Here is a 13,850-nt window from a genome sequence, read left to right as displayed (position 1 = left end):
CCTGAGTCTTGATGGTGTTGAGTTGGTTAGAACGGCGGATCGGTAGTCCGGACATCGCGGCGTGTCACGCGATCCTCGCGGAACTTGGCCTGCAGAGCGACCTCGTAGTGCGCCCAGATCCGATCGCGCAGATCATCAAGCAAATCGATGACCGCCAGCGCCTGATCCGGCGACCAGCGAGAATCGATGAGCAAGTCGAGACCGTCATGCAGGCCGGACGGTTGATGATAGAGCTTCACGTCGCCGCCTTCGCCGAGCGCTTCCTGGATCTGGCGGCGGCCTGTTCCTGGGCCTCCTTGCGCCGGTAGGACTCCCCCTTGATGGCGAGTATCTCGGCGTGATGGACCAGGCGGTCGATCATCGCCACCACGCAGCTCGGCGTTGGGAAAGACCTCCGGCCATTCGGAGAATGATTTGTTGGTCGTGATCAAGGTGCTCTTCTTCTCGTGACGCCGGTTGATCAGCTCGAAGAGCAAGTCCGCGTGGCGGTTCGAGTAAGAGAGATAGCCGACCTCGTCGATGACCAGTAAATCAGGCGCCGCATAGCGACGCAAGCGGTAGCGCAGCGCCGAGTCACTGTCCAGGCCGGCCAGATCACCGAGCAGCTGCCCGGCGGTCGCAAACAACACCGTGTGCCCCTCCAGGATTGCCTGATGCGCAATGTTCTGAGCGATCATCGTCTTGCCCAGGCCGCTGCTGCCGACCAGGAGGACGTTGGTCGCCGCCGGCAGGAAGTCCAGCGTCATCAGTTCGGCGATCGCCCGCTGATCACACTGCTGCGGCCAGGCCCAGTCGAAATCGGCCAGCGGCTTGAAGCGCCCGATATGGGCGCAGCGCAGCCGCCGTTCGAGCGAGCGGCGGGCACGTTCGCTTTCTTCCCAGGACAGCAAAGGATCCAGCCAGGGCTGCTCGGCACACTCGGCCCAATGCGCGAGGAGGCCGTGCAACTGCAAAGCGGCCGCCCGTTGGCGGCGGGCATCATTCGTCATCCGGCGAACCTCCCATCAACTGATCGTAGTCATCGAGCTTGTGCGGGCGCACCGGGACATCCCGCCGCTTCACATGCTCCGGCAAAGGCACCGCCAACGGCGGCGGTTCCGCCTTCGCCTGCCGGCGCTTCTCCAGGGCCAGGCGAACCGCATTCGGATGCGGCACGCCGCGCCCCAGGGCGTCGGCAATCGCCGCCGTCAGTTCGGCCACGCCGTAAGCTTCCAGCAGCTCAGTCAGCGCGCGCACCGTGCGTCCCAGCGGTTCGCCCCGTTCGACCGCTTGCGTCAGCAGCTCGCGGCTCGTCGGCACCGCCTGCACCAGATGATCGGTGCCGCGATGCGCGGCGGCTTGATGCTTATGCGCGACCAGGGTCGCGATGTGTTCGGGGACTTCGATCTGTTGCCGGCGGTCATAACTGCGCCGATGCGTCGCGACCACGGTCTGGCCATCGAGGATGCGTACCTGATCCAGGCTGGCAGCGACGCTCAGCGTGCGCGCCACGCAGGTATGCGGGATCGAGTAGTCATTCAGGTCGAAGCGCACGTACGGCGTCTTGCCGGCGCAGACGGCCTTGACCTCGTCGGTCGGGAAGGCGTTCCCCGGTAGCGTCAGCAGGCGTGTTCGCTCCTGCTCGAAAGCCTCATGCACCGTCAGCGCCTCGTCCTCCGGGCAGCGCCGCTCCCCGGCAGGCCCGCTGACCCAGGCGTCGGCCTGGGCATTCAAATCGTCCACATCCGTGAAGCGGCGGCCGGCGAAGAAGGCATCGCGGATAAAACGCACGGCCCGCTCGACGCGGCCCTTCTCATTCCCCCGCGCCACCGCCACGGGGCGCGGCTCGAAGCGGTAGTGACCCGCCAGGGCCAGCAGTGTCGGATGAAAGCGGATGACCGAGCCCTGGCGCTCAAGGACCGCGCTCTTGAGATTGTCGTACAGGGCGACCCGCGGGCAGCCGCCCCAGGCGGTCAGCGCGCCGACATGGCCACGCAGGAAATTCTCCATGTAGGCGCCGAGATAGAAGCGCAGGAAGATCTGCCGCGACCAGGAGAGGACAGCGACGAAGGCCATCAACGGCCGGCGTGCCCGACCGATTTCCAGGTGGCCGAAGTGACCCCAGTCGACCTGCATCTGTTCGCCCGGCAGGGTGCGCAGGCGCAGATAAGCTTCGGCTTTCGGGCGCGGTCGGTGGCGGGCGATCAGGTGCCGGAAGTGATCCGGGCGTCCCGGATACCCGCGACCCTTGACCATGTCGTACACGCGGGAGGCGCGTAGGCGCGGAAACTGCGTCAAGGTATCGAGGATGAACGGCAGGTAGGGATCGATCGCCGACGGACGGCGAACGGGCCCGAGTGCCGGCAAGCCGGCTTGGGCGAGCACGCGGGCGACGCTGTCGCGATGCACGTGCAGTTGGGTCGCGATGGTGCCGATACGCCAGCGTTCGGCGTGGTAATAACGCAGGATCTGCGCTTCAATCTCGGGGCTGAGAGCCATGTCTTCTCCGGTCGGGTGGGTGACGGCGAATCCGACGCTGCAGAAAGTCCTGGCGCACCCCGTCCGGCAAGGGACGATGACAACGACAGCAGTGCCCTGGCAGGGGTGCGACCGGCAACGTCGGTTCAAAGGGGAGTTGATCAGGGCGACCCTGGGTGGGGAACCCTGATGCGTCACTTTCTGCTGCCGGGCCCGGTAACGGCGCTGGCGTTCGGCGTGGGCGTGACGGCCGCGCCGGCTGTCTTGATAGCGGCGACCCGAAGCACCCGGGCCTGTCGGCGTGCCTGGTCGGCACAGTGCGCGGTGCAGTAGCGCTGGCCACGATCACAGTGGCTGCAAATGAGCACCGCCGTGCGGCAAGCGGCGCACAGGTAACGTCTTCCAGGGAGATCCATTGGCCGTCCCGGCCAATGGGAATCTGACGGCGAGGTGCGCTTCGTGAAATACTAGGCAGGCAACGTCGCCGCTGTGGAGGCTACGGGGCGCGGCATCGGGTCTGGCTTCGCGGTTGGGACCGGTGTCGCGCCTGCCTTTCCACCGGCCGCCCGGCTTTCTACCGCATCGGCCACGCGAACGCTACTGCCACGCGGGTCATGCCGGGCCGCAGATCACTTCCCGTTCAAACCCCGTGAGTCGATAGCCGACGGCGCTCACTGATCCTGGTCGCCCATTCCTGCCGCGCTTCGCTTGCCAGACGACGGTTTGCTGCGCAACCCGTCCGCCGGGAGCCTGGCCGGCGGCAAACCGGAAAACCGGCATATTCATGCTTGGCTGAAAGTCAAAAGCGAAAGCAAACCGACTGGCTTTCTCACCTCGTCAGGCCGTCGACGCCAGATTTCTACGGAAAAGCGACACCGTTAACAGCGAAGACCAAGCAGACCGGGCTATGGGCAGATGGTCATCCGGTGCCGCCGTGGGAGTGGCGGAAGGGCGAACGCTGATGGAGCCGAAGCGGTGGCCGGCGATGATCGACGAGGCGGTCGGCGTGGTGATCGCGACGCTGTCGGACGAGGACAAATGGCGACGATCGCGGCCATGGCGAAGTCCGAGCTGATCGGACTACACTTCGGGTCGGGAGCGTGGATTCGGAACAACCCGGGGCTGTGGAAGGGGAACGGGGCGCTGCTGGAGGCGGCAGGCGGTGCAGATGCGAATGACGCGTCGATGGGCGGCAGTGTGGCGGCGAGTGCGGGAGCTGGTGCCGAAAGTGCATTGAGTGGGGGGACTGTCGGCCACGAACGATCCTTCACTGACAAGCTCCCCTAGACCGTTGTAGACCGGGCGTGGCGTCGAGCGCTTATTGAATTCCGACTTTTCCCAGAAACTTCCAAGATGAATTATTCCCAAACGTATGTCATTAATAAGGCAAAGGCTCTTTGTGCTTGTCCCTACGAGCGTGATCCTATGGAAGATTTCTCTCATGTCTCTGGTAATTATATGCATTGGCTCTGGGTTGAGATCAGGTCTGAAGGCGAAGTGTATGAAGCGTTACGTGTCCTCGCTGATATCATTGAGGACATGCCCAAAGAAACCGTGTCTGATTGGGTCCTTATTAATGCTATCGAGTATGTTAAGTTTCGAAAACCGAAGCCCACTCCCCGAAGACACTGGAAGTTCGCTTTTATGGACTGGATGTTCAAAGGTTCAATGTGGCCAAGATATCCGCCCCATAAAGACTCGTTGGAGTCTATTATCTACCACTCCGGAAAGTCGGACCCAAAGTCAAAATCTCTTATCGCGACCCTTTGGGAACTGTATCAAGACTGACGACGTGAAACTGGACTTCATTCGATTATGCAAAATTGGAAAAACTGGCTCTCTCTTCGCAGTTTGGCGCTTCTTCGGCGCTCTTCTCGGCGCCGTGGAACATCCGGTGGAGCCGCAGAGAAGATCAGCTGCCCAGGATGCTCTAGAGGCGTAACGAACGGAATATGCAGAGCTTTTCTTTCTCCTCAGGTTTAATGGTACGCGTCCAAGAATTAACCGGCCGCTTTCAACCATTTTCGCGCCGGCGCGGACACGACGAGTCGGTCAAGCTGCCGGAGAGCTGCCTGTGCGACACCATCGAGGTGGTGCCAGGCGTAACGTCCGTAGACCCGGAGCAGCTCGAGCGCTCGCTGGCGCGGCACTTCACAGCGATGCACCGGCTGCGCGAGGCGCTGGGCTTGCCGGAGGATCTGTGCGAGGACGTCGCCGAGGGTATCATCGGCATGTTCCGGAATTCGGCGGTGGAGCGGATCGAGGGGGATGCGTACCGGTAGCGGGGGCAAAGGATGAGGTCATGGACAGATCAGCGAACGCCGGGCGAGAAGCACCACTTGCGGCTGATATGGATCGCCGTGGCGGAGGCGGCGGTTACGGCAATCCCTGTGGCGCGCTGTCTACAGGGGACGCCGTGAGTGTCGTTACTGCCTGTTAGGGGCTGGCACCATCACTGCCGCGGGCCTGCCATGTCTGAGCGCTTCCGCTGGTGGGGTACCGTGTTCCTGCGGTACTGCTCTTGCTGATGTGTAGACGAGGCGCGGTCTCGGGCTGGCAGAACCCCGCAACGGCGCCCTAAAGAGGGACAACTGACGTCTATGGGAGCGCTAGGGCCCATCGGCTTACCGGCGTTCTTGCCCATCGGCGAGTGCCGATCCGACGTGCGGCTGCTTGCCAAGCGTAGCGTTTGCCTTTGGGCGACCCCCCCTTTACAATCCATCATTCCCCCCGTCGAGGTGCTTCAAGCCAACGGCTATTTGTTTTGAATGGGTAAGTTTGTTGTGACGAATCCATGGTTAGCACTCCCGGACAGGCCACCATATGTCTTGCCTCAGGACAAAGCCTATGTCTGCGCCTTCAACCGTGCTCTGGCCAAGACTGCGAGCGATTACTGGATCAACCTCGATCAAACCCCTGAGCCACGGCTCGGTCCGATCAGTGCACCAGTCATCGTGCTTCAGTTGAATCCGAGTTATTCGAAGAGCGAGGCTCTACCGCAAACTGACCGAGAGCGCGCAGAGAGAAACCTTGCAAGCATCAAAAACGAGGATCGGGAGCATCTTGGCGTGAGCCGGCCGGACGCCTGGTGGACACCTCGTCTGCGACAATTAGCCAACGATGTAGGCTCGGGACCACTGCTCGCCAATAGGATCTGCTCCATTGAGTTTTTCCCATACCGATCCCGACGGTTCTCCATGGGTGCATCAGGGCTCCCATCCCAGACATATACGTTTTCATTGGTTCGCTCTGGCATCGAGCGTGGCGCGCTTTTCATCGTAACTCGCAACGTTCGGCTCTGGCTAGCAGCTATCCCAGAACTCCAGGACCGCTTAAACAACAAGGTCTTCACACTAAACAATCCACAGAGCACCTATTTCACGGAATCGAATCTACCGGCGGGCGTATATCGACAGCTCGTCGACGCTATAGTCAACGGATAACCACCCTTCCAAGGGAGCTACCTCATAGAGCCCGAGCCGGCCCCCTGAACGCGAGCGTGGTGGCTAAAGGAGGAGGTCCTCATGCCAGACATAAGAGCTTTTTCCTGAATACTTTATCTCGTACGAATGGAACGGCAAGCATGCACTATACGGCTATCCTTCGGATACCTTCAGTCAGTTTGAGTGGATCTTAAGTCTTGAAAAGCGCTTTTCGTGGTTAAGGGAAAACTGCAAGTCAAGCCGGACATCCTCCCTATATCTCATACGCGAAATGATTCAGTGGGGGCGGAAGCCAGAATGGTGTTCTTCAAAAGTTTGACGATCGACTGGGGGAGGTAAACCTTGTTCTGGCAATTGAGGGGCACAATCAGCAAGATAAATGATCCCACACAGGCAATTCAGTCGGCACTCGCCATTCCGGGAATGGGGGTTAACCTATGCCACTTCCCCACCACCTACCGCCCGCCCCCGATGAACCGGTCGTAGGTGTCATCCTCGCCCTCTTCCCCATCGAGCGCCCAGCGCGGATAGAACTTGGGAACGATCAGCAGCGACAGCACGCGCTCGAAGGGTGATGGTCGCGGTCCTTTCGGTGGTCTCCAGGACGAGGGTGATCGGCGTCCCCGGGCGGCGATAGCGATCGGCGTTCTTCAGCACATGGGAGAAGACGTCCTCCAGGGGATACTCGTCGGCGTGCACCGGCACCGGGCCATCGACCAGGGCGCAGCGTACGTCGGCAATCCCGGCGTGCTCGGCGACATTCGGCAGGAACTCGGCGAGATCGATGGCCTGCACCTGAAACGGCCGTCGACTGGAAGGCCTCGCTCGGGCTGGCGCTGCCGTAGAGGACACGCACGGCCTGCTGCATGCGGCTGATGTAGCGATGACTGGGGTCTTCCGGGTCGCCATGCAGCACCTGTCGCCGCCGGCGTGAAAGTGGTGCGAAACTGACGATACGAAAGCGGCTGCGGTTGTATTGGTGGAGGGGGGGTGATTAGGGCGAACTGGTGACGACGCGGGAGGAGACATCCGGGTGGGCGGGCTACACGGAGGCCTGGGAGCCTTGATGCCCGGATGCCTGGAGGCCTGGGAGCCTTGATGCCCGGATGCCTGGAGACCGCAAGCCGGGCAGCTGGCGGGTTTCAGTGTTCGAGCGGCTCACGCATCCGATAGCTCGGCCCCTCGATGACGACGGTTTCGGCGTGATGGAGGAGGCGATCGAGGAGGAGCGGAGGTCAGCGAGCTGTCGTTATTGAAGATCTCCGGCCAGGACTTGAAGGCTCGATTCGTAGTCAAGACCATGGAGCCTCGCTCATAGCGTTGACTGATCACCTGAAAGAGCGCATCGGCACCGAACTTGTCGATTGGCAGGTAGCCCAGTTCGTCGATGACGAGGAGAGAAGGCTTCGCGAGCCGCGCCATCTCGCGCTTGATGCCCCCCGCGAGTTGAACGGCGGCCAGCGAATTGACGATATCGACCGCGCTGGTAAACAGCGTCGTCTGGCCATGCAGGCACGCCGTGTGCGCCAGGGCGGTTGCCAGATGCGTTTTGCCGACACCGACGCCGCCGAGCAGGATCACATTGGTGTGTTCCTTCAGGAAGCCCAAGCGAAAGAGGTGCTGAATCTGGGCGCGGTTGATCTTGTGCGGGAAACTCCAGTCGAACTGATCGAGCGTCTTGATCCCCGGCAAGCGAGCCGCCTTCACCCGGCGCTGGATCAGCGCCTCATCGCGACGAGCGACTTCCCCGACGACCAACGTTTCCAGAAAGCGGGCATGGCTCCAGGCTGCCTGCGCCGCCTCGCTACTGATCGCGGCATGATGTTTGGCGAAGAACGGCAACTGCAGGCGCGCCAGGCCCTGCTCCAGCAGGATCTCGGATTTCATGAGGGACTTCCATCGAGCGGCGGGACCGGATAGCGCGACAAGTCGGGCGGTGGCAATTCAAGGTCCAGCAAGTCCTGCCGGCGTGTCAAGTGCAGTGGGCTCGCTTCCGGCAACTGGCGCTGGCGAGCCTCGACCAGGTGCGCGATGTACTCGCTGCTAAACGCCTGGAAAGCCAGCGCATCGGCGATTGCCCGCAGCACCGGTGCTTCCCCGTGGATCTCGAGCAGCGCCAGAATCTTCTGCACGTGCGCGTCGGCATGAGCCCGCCGTTCGAGCAAACCGGCGTGATACGCCCTGGCTTCGGCGGATAGCGCCAGAAAGCGCGTCAGCGCGTGTTGCGCCCGCGCATGTCGGCGCTGCGCAAGCAGGGGCTTGGCATGATCCGGGTCCGCCTGCTCCCTGATGGCGATCGAAGCAGCGGGCATGCCGTGCGATCAACTGCTCCTCGCGATAAACGCAGAGTCGATCCGGATACGCCTTGAGCACCACGGGACAACCGGCAAAGCGCGCCCGGCACCGAATAACGATTGCCCTCGAAGGTCACCCGGAACTGGCGATCGGCGCGCGCCGTCATCACCCTTCCGACATCAAAGGGGACGCGGATTCACCGCCTGCAGGAAGGCGCGTTCCTCGGTCCACAGATCGACCGGACGGCGATGCGTCTCCCCCATGCACGCGCACATTCGCCACCGTCTCCAGCCACAGCGCCGCCGCCCGAGTTGAGCGCCGCGAACTCGGGCAGTTCGCGGCCTTGCAGGAAATTATGCTTGACGTACCCCCACGCCGCGTTCGGCACGCCCCTTCTCATTGCCTCGGCAAACATTGCAGGCAACGATCTCGAAGCCGTAGTGGCGGGCGAAATCCAGATAGCGCGGGTTGAACACCGGCGGCTCGCCGCGCCGGTGCTGCACAACCCCGCAGCGCAGGTTGTCGATCATCACTTTCTTCGGGGACACCGCCAAAGGCGTTGAAGGCATTGATCTGCGCCCCGAGGAAGAACTCCATCGTCTGCGCCAGGCTGAACTCGACGTACAACTGTCGGCTATAGGCGAGGACCATGACAAAGAACGACAGGCGACGCTGGGCCGAACCCACTGCCAAGGTGCCGAACTCGCCCCCAATCGGCTTGTGCACATTCGCCGGGGGCGAAGGAGAGCGTCAGAAACGCTTCGCGTGGACGCGGGGCGAACCAGGCGCACGTAGTCCCTTGACGATGCTGATCCCGCCGGCGAACCCTTCCTCGCCCAAGCGCTGAAAGACCTGCTGGGCGGATAAGGGGTGCGCTTCCAGCCAGCGCACGATGCGGCCCTTGAACGGATCGAGCTGACTTGCACGTCTGGCGGTTTGCCGAGGGGCATACGGCCGGTCGATCCAGCGCCGGGACAGTCTTGATATCGAGACCCAGTTCCTCGGGCCAGTTGCGCGGGGGTGAGATGACGGGCCGCACCGTCGCGGATGGCACACCAGGTGGCGTAATCGATCATGGCTGCGCTCCCGTCGATCCCTGCAGTACCGCCCGCAGATGCGCGAAGCGGTCAGCGATCGGCACCGGCGTTTCCAGGCTCAGGACCTGAACCAGCGGCGGCTCAAACGCGATCAGGTCGAGTCCCAAGCAGCGCCTTGCGCGCGCGCACCAGACGCGAAAGATCCAGGCCCAGCCGTCGCGCCAGTGCGGCGTCCGAGTAGTAGCTCAGGCCGTCGGCATCACCGACAGTGACCAGGAAGAGATACAGCGCCCAGGCGCTGACCTCAGCCCGCTCGATGTGATGCTCCTGCACCAGCCGGTGGTCGAGCCAGCTGAAATGTGCCGGCAACTCCCGCCGACGTTCCGGAACCAGCAAGCGTTTGCGAATGTTCATGGCGTCCTCCTTCGATATCCTCGCCTAGTTGTAGCAGACGATGGAGGATCGCCGCGATGTCCTCTTGCAACGGGCTATCCCACAAATGGGCAATAAGCCCAATGATTACAGTCGGTTGCCGGCTCAAGACATCTTGTAACGGTGCTGTGACGGGTTCCGGGGCGTTACAAGAAATCATCGAGGATTCAGAGGGTTGGGCCGGCAAGACTTCTTGTAACGCTTCAGAGCTCGGGGGCGGGTTGCTCCCCCGTCGGCCCTCGCCGGCTGTAGCCCGGGTGTGCCGCACGCCACACCTGTACCCGGGCGACGGCTTGCGCGCCCATGAAATAGCCCCGATTCTCGGCTTTGGCCAGCCAACGCGCCTGGCTGGCCCGCTTGCTCGCCCCTTGGCACAAGGTGGCCGAGCAATACTGCTGGTGCCGCACGTTCCGCGCGTCCGGTTTGAACGACTTACCGCAATTCAGGCACTTACGCTCCGCTTCTCGACCCATCCCGAACCTCGCGACAGGAATTCATCCCGGCTATGGTGCGGCGTTGCCAAGCAATAACGAAGAAAACCGAAGAAGACGGAGGGAGCGGAAGAAGCGACAGCGGCGATAAGAAAAGCAGGAAGAAGATGCACGGCAACAGGGCGCTTCTTCACCAGATTCAAATCGTCAGGTTCAGACCACTTTCAGGTCGGCGGCGACAGCACCAGCAGGGATTGCAGCGGCGACATGATCTCGTGACCGACGGCGTGCCACAGTTCCTTCTCCTGTTCGGCCCGGATCCTTTCCCGCACGGCGTCCTCCTTCACCCGCTGCAGGAGATCATCGAGGCAGTTGGCCAGGATGCCCAACTCGTCGCGGCCGCGCAGGTCGGCCAGGTCGAAATGCTCCAGCGTGCCACCGGGCGCGCTGCGGGCGGCCTCGCCGGATCGAATGCGCTGAACCAGGTGGCGGAAGATTTGCCGTTGGCTCAAGGTCTCCACGATCCAGGATAGCCCGCTGCTGCGGCGAACGATCCGCAGGCCGTCGGCGGCCTGTACGGTCCGGGACAAGGCTTTGGCGCGTTCGGTGAGGCGGCCAATGGGATGGATGATCCCCAGTTCAATGACCAGCCACGCGCACCCGATGGCCAGCAGCATCGCGCCGACGAACCAGGAGACGCGGCCGGCGACGGCGCCCAGGGTCTGATTGACGCTGCCGATGTCGCCCCTGAGCAGAACCTGGAAACTGCCCAGCGGGGTCACCACTTCGTCGACGAGTTCGAGCGGGGCGTCGTAGCCATGCACCGGCAGCCAGTGAATCAGGCGGGTGAGTCGCGGCGACGTTGGTGTCGGCGCCTCCTCCTCGCCGCGCCGCACCCAGTCGCTCCTGGGGCCCTCGTCCTTCTTGCGAAGGGTTAGTGTTTCGCCGGGAAGGAGGAGCGCGCCCAGGTCGTTGAGGGAAAAGGGCGGGATGGCGCCTTCCTCGTTGCTGTCGAACAGGGCCGGGCCATTGCCGGGCGGCAGCACCTGGACGCGAACCAGGAACTGGTCGAGATCGGGGGGTGGCCACTGGATTTTCCTGCCTTCGGCCAGGGCGTCGCGAAGCGCGTTGAGGGACAGGCGGAGCGAGAAAAAGGATTTCTTCGTGCAGTTCGGCTGGTGGGCCTCCAGGCACAGGGTTTCCTGCCATAGCCAGCCGCGGAAGTCCTTCACCGGCGTCGGGGCGGGGTCCTGGAAGGCCTCGGGGTTTTCGGGGTCGTCCACTTCCTGGTAGGCGGTCACACGGCCCTCCAGACGGTCTTCGCCAGCCAGGCGTTCGAAAGGCGCCAGCAAGCGGTAGGTCTTGCCCTGCAGGCTCACCTCCACTTGCACGCGGTGAGTGTCGTCGAGGGTCACGTCGCTGATGTGGTGGGCGACCAGCGTTCCGCTGGCGAAGGTGCCGGCCAGATAGACGAAGCCGGCCGACCAGAGACTGTGGCCGATGGCGACGCACAGGCTGCCGTGGTTCCGGTAGTGGACCAGGCAGCCCGCCATTTCCACGGCGTGGCGAACGTCGTACAGGTGATCGAAATCGAGACTGGAGAAGGGCAGGATCATCGGCCGCAAAGGCGTCACCCCGCCAGCGCGGGGCGGGTTGAGCAGCGCGAGTTGCCCCGACGGGTGACGCAGGCGGGCAACGATCTGTTCCTTGGTCTTGGCGAAGCTTTCCTGATAGTGGTCGTAACTGCGCTGCTTCTCCTCCTGCAGGACGGTGACGGCCATTGCCACTACGGCCAGGGCGAGGAACAGGAACGACGTGCGGAAGACGATGCGCAGGCGGAAGGACGCCAGCCAGGCCAGCGCGGCTTTCATTGGTGGCGGGCCGACCGATCCGACCAGCGGAAGCCGCGCATGGGGATGTTCTCGATGCCGTCGAAGGCTTCATCGAGTTCGCGGAAGGCGTCACGAATGGTGCTGATGTGCTTGCGGATGTTGTCCCGGTTGCGACCGCTCTTGACGACCTGGAAGAGTTCGTCGTAGGAGACCACCTGGCCGCGCTTCTCGTAGAGGGTGGCGAGGATGCGTTGTGCGGTGAGCGGCAGATTGACCCGCTGGCCGCGCCACCGGGGGGCACCCTGGCGCAGCGGGTCGAGGGAAAGTTCTTCGCCGACTGGCAGGCAGGGTTTGCCGGGACTGCGATCACCCGCGGTGCGCAGGATCTCCAGGAAGGTGTCGGTGAAGTCGGCCTCGGAGAAGGTGGTTTTCTGCAGGTAATCCCAGGCATCGAGCGCCTTCATGATGCTGCGGTAGATCGTCGCCGGCATCGCCGAGACGACCAGCACCGGCGTGCCGCGGGCGCTCTTGTTGATGGCGTTGATGATCGCGACGCCGGCGTGGCGCTCGCGACCGAGTTCGATATCGAGCACCACCAGGTCGTAGTCCTCGCGAGCTATGGCCGCTTCGGCGTCGTCGCGGGAGAACCACTGCTCGACGGTGATTCCCGGCTTGGCCGAGAGGATCCATTGCTTGAGTTGATGGCTGGTGGGCGGATCGTCTTCGATGATCGCGACTTGGAACATGGGCGCTCTCCAGGACTGCTTGACGCAAGTATCCCCGATTTCTCCGGAGCAAACACTCACGCCGTGTGAGTCTTTGTTCACACCTGTGAGCAAACGTACACACGTCGGAAGAAATACTCACGGCGCGTGAACAAACAGACCCCGCGTCGGCATTGAATCTTCCTCGGCATCTCCGGCACGATGGGCTCCGTGGGCAATGGGTAGGCCGATCGGGTTTCCGGCTATTGGCAACGAGGGCGGGGATCCGGAACCGGAAGGTCGTCAGCTGAAGGGAGCCGAGCATGTCGGATCGGCTGGTGGACTTGTGATCGAAGTCGACAGAGAGGCTAATCAGTATCGTCACCAGGCGCACTACATCGCGGAGATGCTGGCGACGCTTGGGCGTCTGCAACGCCTTGTCCACTCTCCGCGCGGGACAAGCGATGAAGCGAAGCGTGTTTCCCGTTTTGCTAATTGCTAGTCGGCGTCGGATCGTCTGCCCCGATCACTTCATTCGAAACGGCAGCAGCAAGTTCTTCAGCGTGTGGGTCCGCTTCCGACCCATAGCCGCCGGTGGGGGCGTCTGAAAGCGGCCATTCATCGCAACCACCGACAAGGCGAAAGCCGCCGTTCGTTACTCAGGAGTGCTACTCTTGCGCGATCGGCAGCTTTGAAGCAGGAGCGGCCGGTGTGTGCGCGATGGGGTCCGTCGGCATCCGGTCAGGAACGGACGCTGAAGAAGTTTGACCAAAGTAGTCATTGAAGTGATCTGAGTGTATCCTATTCGCCTACTTTGCGAAGTGCTGTTTTTCGCGCTTTTTGTATTTCAAGAGTACTAAACATACAGCGTGAGATATTTGGAAGAGTCGGTTTCAGGGATAACGACTTAAGGAGCCGGTGCCGGAGTTATGCAGCAAACCGGCTCCTGATAACAAAGCTAGGCGGTTCCGCTGATTGAGGCCACTGACGTTTTAATAGACCGGTCGTTAGTCGCGCTCGTACACAGCGACGCGGAGAGTCGAAGCGAGCGAGCGAACAAACTCGTGTGGCTTTCACGGTTTAAGCAGCAGTCATAAATCATTTCTTGTCGTCTTGAATTGTTAAATCTCCTTGAGGAAGCGCGGGTTTGCTACGTCAATGGGAACTACATAGCTGTCCTGCTAACAGCTACCGCATTCATTGAGCAAACTCTAGTCGA

Annotated in this window: 12 protein-coding genes and 2 pseudogenes; 3 read left to right on the top strand and 11 right to left on the bottom strand. The window is 62.2% G+C overall.

The window, feature by feature from the left end; all coding sequences use genetic code 11:
• Nucleotides 1-26 precede the first annotated feature (26 nt).
• From V5B44_RS07345 to istA, 3 genes and pseudogenes are all read right to left on the bottom strand, one after another.
• A complete protein-coding gene (locus V5B44_RS07345; protein ID WP_332358430.1) occupies nt 27-239 on the bottom strand; it encodes a hypothetical protein in 213 nt (70 codons plus the stop codon).
• Nucleotides 236-989, bottom strand: a pseudogene (gene istB / locus V5B44_RS07340) (IS21-like element helper ATPase IstB). The gene V5B44_RS07345 and the pseudogene istB (V5B44_RS07340) overlap by 4 nt, the downstream one beginning before the upstream one ends.
• Nucleotides 979-2,478 carry an IS21 family transposase gene (istA, locus tag V5B44_RS07335; RefSeq protein ID WP_332358429.1) on the bottom strand — a complete coding sequence of 500 codons (1,500 nt, stop codon included), beginning with the start codon at nt 2,476-2,478 and terminating at the stop codon, nt 979-981. Before istA ends, istB (V5B44_RS07340) begins: the two are co-directional and overlap by 11 nt.
• An 886-nt stretch (nt 2,479-3,364) precedes the next feature.
• Between istA and V5B44_RS07330 the strand changes: the two genes are divergently transcribed.
• The 3 genes from V5B44_RS07330 (at nt 3,365) to V5B44_RS07325 (ending at nt 4,739) form a co-directional block, all read left to right on the top strand.
• The gene (locus V5B44_RS07330) at nt 3,365-3,532 is read left to right on the top strand and encodes a hypothetical protein (RefSeq protein ID WP_332358428.1); all 168 of its coding nucleotides are present in this window, start codon (nt 3,365-3,367) and stop codon (nt 3,530-3,532) included.
• Nucleotides 3,496-3,744 carry a DUF6794 domain-containing protein gene (locus tag V5B44_RS26595; protein ID WP_434735421.1) on the top strand — a complete coding sequence of 83 codons (249 nt, stop codon included), beginning with the start codon at nt 3,496-3,498 and terminating at the stop codon, nt 3,742-3,744. The genes V5B44_RS07330 and V5B44_RS26595 overlap by 37 nt, the downstream gene beginning before the upstream one ends.
• A 695-nt stretch (nt 3,745-4,439) precedes the next feature.
• Nucleotides 4,440-4,739, top strand: a complete 300-nt coding sequence (locus tag V5B44_RS07325) for a hypothetical protein (protein ID WP_332358427.1) — start codon at nt 4,440-4,442, stop codon at nt 4,737-4,739.
• 1,650 nt (nt 4,740-6,389) lie between these two features.
• On the opposite strand, the gene V5B44_RS07320 is transcribed toward V5B44_RS07325, so the two are convergent.
• The 8 genes and pseudogenes from V5B44_RS07320 to V5B44_RS07280 all read right to left on the bottom strand — a co-directional run bounded on the left by V5B44_RS07320 (nt 6,390) and on the right by V5B44_RS07280 (nt 12,673).
• Nucleotides 6,390-6,695 (bottom strand): hypothetical protein, encoded by a 306-nt coding sequence (locus V5B44_RS07320; RefSeq protein ID WP_332358426.1) that lies wholly within the window; start codon nt 6,693-6,695, stop codon nt 6,390-6,392.
• A gap of 347 nt (nt 6,696-7,042) precedes the next feature.
• Nucleotides 7,043-7,787, bottom strand: a pseudogene (gene istB / locus V5B44_RS07310) (IS21-like element helper ATPase IstB).
• Entirely contained in the window at nt 7,784-8,212 is a 429-nt protein-coding gene (locus tag V5B44_RS07305; protein ID WP_332358425.1) for a hypothetical protein, read from the bottom strand. The pseudogene istB (V5B44_RS07310) and the gene V5B44_RS07305 overlap by 4 nt, the downstream one beginning before the upstream one ends.
• 336 nt (nt 8,213-8,548) lie before the next feature.
• On the bottom strand, nt 8,549-8,725 hold the full coding sequence (locus V5B44_RS07300; protein WP_332358424.1) for a hypothetical protein: 177 nt from the start codon (nt 8,723-8,725) through the stop codon (nt 8,549-8,551).
• A 648-nt stretch (nt 8,726-9,373) separates the two neighbouring features.
• On the bottom strand, nt 9,374-9,646 hold the full coding sequence (locus tag V5B44_RS07295; RefSeq protein WP_332358423.1) for a hypothetical protein: 273 nt from the start codon (nt 9,644-9,646) through the stop codon (nt 9,374-9,376).
• Nucleotides 9,647-9,867: 221 nt separating this feature from the next.
• Complete coding sequence (locus tag V5B44_RS07290; protein WP_332358422.1) at nt 9,868-10,071, bottom strand: hypothetical protein; 204 nt, start codon at nt 10,069-10,071, stop codon at nt 9,868-9,870.
• 248 nt (nt 10,072-10,319) lie between these two features.
• Nucleotides 10,320-11,966, bottom strand: a complete 1,647-nt coding sequence (locus tag V5B44_RS07285) for a sensor histidine kinase (protein WP_332358421.1) — start codon at nt 11,964-11,966, stop codon at nt 10,320-10,322.
• Nucleotides 11,963-12,673 (bottom strand): response regulator transcription factor, encoded by a 711-nt coding sequence (locus V5B44_RS07280; RefSeq protein WP_332358420.1) that lies wholly within the window; start codon nt 12,671-12,673, stop codon nt 11,963-11,965. Before V5B44_RS07280 ends, V5B44_RS07285 begins: the two co-directional genes overlap by 4 nt.
• Nucleotides 12,674-13,850: the final 1,177 nt, after the last annotated feature.

The organism is Candidatus Accumulibacter necessarius, from assembly GCF_036625085.1.
Note: the sequence above shows the minus strand (reverse complement) of the source record. Positions and strands in the feature narration are given on the sequence as shown.

What these genes read in the sequence shown, in the direction of transcription:
- V5B44_RS07330 (WP_332358428.1), top strand. Translation starts at nt 3,365, where the DNA reads ATGGGCAGATGGTCATCCGGTGCCGCCGTGGGAGTGGCGGAAGGGCGA.
- V5B44_RS26595 (WP_434735421.1), top strand. Translation starts at nt 3,496, where the DNA reads ATGGCGACGATCGCGGCCATGGCGAAGTCCGAGCTGATCGGACTACAC.
- V5B44_RS07325 (WP_332358427.1), top strand. Translation starts at nt 4,440, where the DNA reads ATGGTACGCGTCCAAGAATTAACCGGCCGCTTTCAACCATTTTCGCGC.
- V5B44_RS07305 (WP_332358425.1), bottom strand. Translation starts at nt 8,212, where the DNA reads ATGCCCGCTGCTTCGATCGCCATCAGGGAGCAGGCGGACCCGGATCAT.
- V5B44_RS07285 (WP_332358421.1), bottom strand. Translation starts at nt 11,966, where the DNA reads ATGAAAGCCGCGCTGGCCTGGCTGGCGTCCTTCCGCCTGCGCATCGTC.
- istA (WP_332358429.1), bottom strand. Translation starts at nt 2,478, where the DNA reads ATGGCTCTCAGCCCCGAGATTGAAGCGCAGATCCTGCGTTATTACCAC.
- V5B44_RS07295 (WP_332358423.1), bottom strand. Translation starts at nt 9,646, where the DNA reads ATGAACATTCGCAAACGCTTGCTGGTTCCGGAACGTCGGCGGGAGTTG.
- V5B44_RS07300 (WP_332358424.1), bottom strand. Translation starts at nt 8,725, where the DNA reads ATGATCGACAACCTGCGCTGCGGGGTTGTGCAGCACCGGCGCGGCGAG.
- V5B44_RS07280 (WP_332358420.1), bottom strand. Translation starts at nt 12,673, where the DNA reads ATGTTCCAAGTCGCGATCATCGAAGACGATCCGCCCACCAGCCATCAA.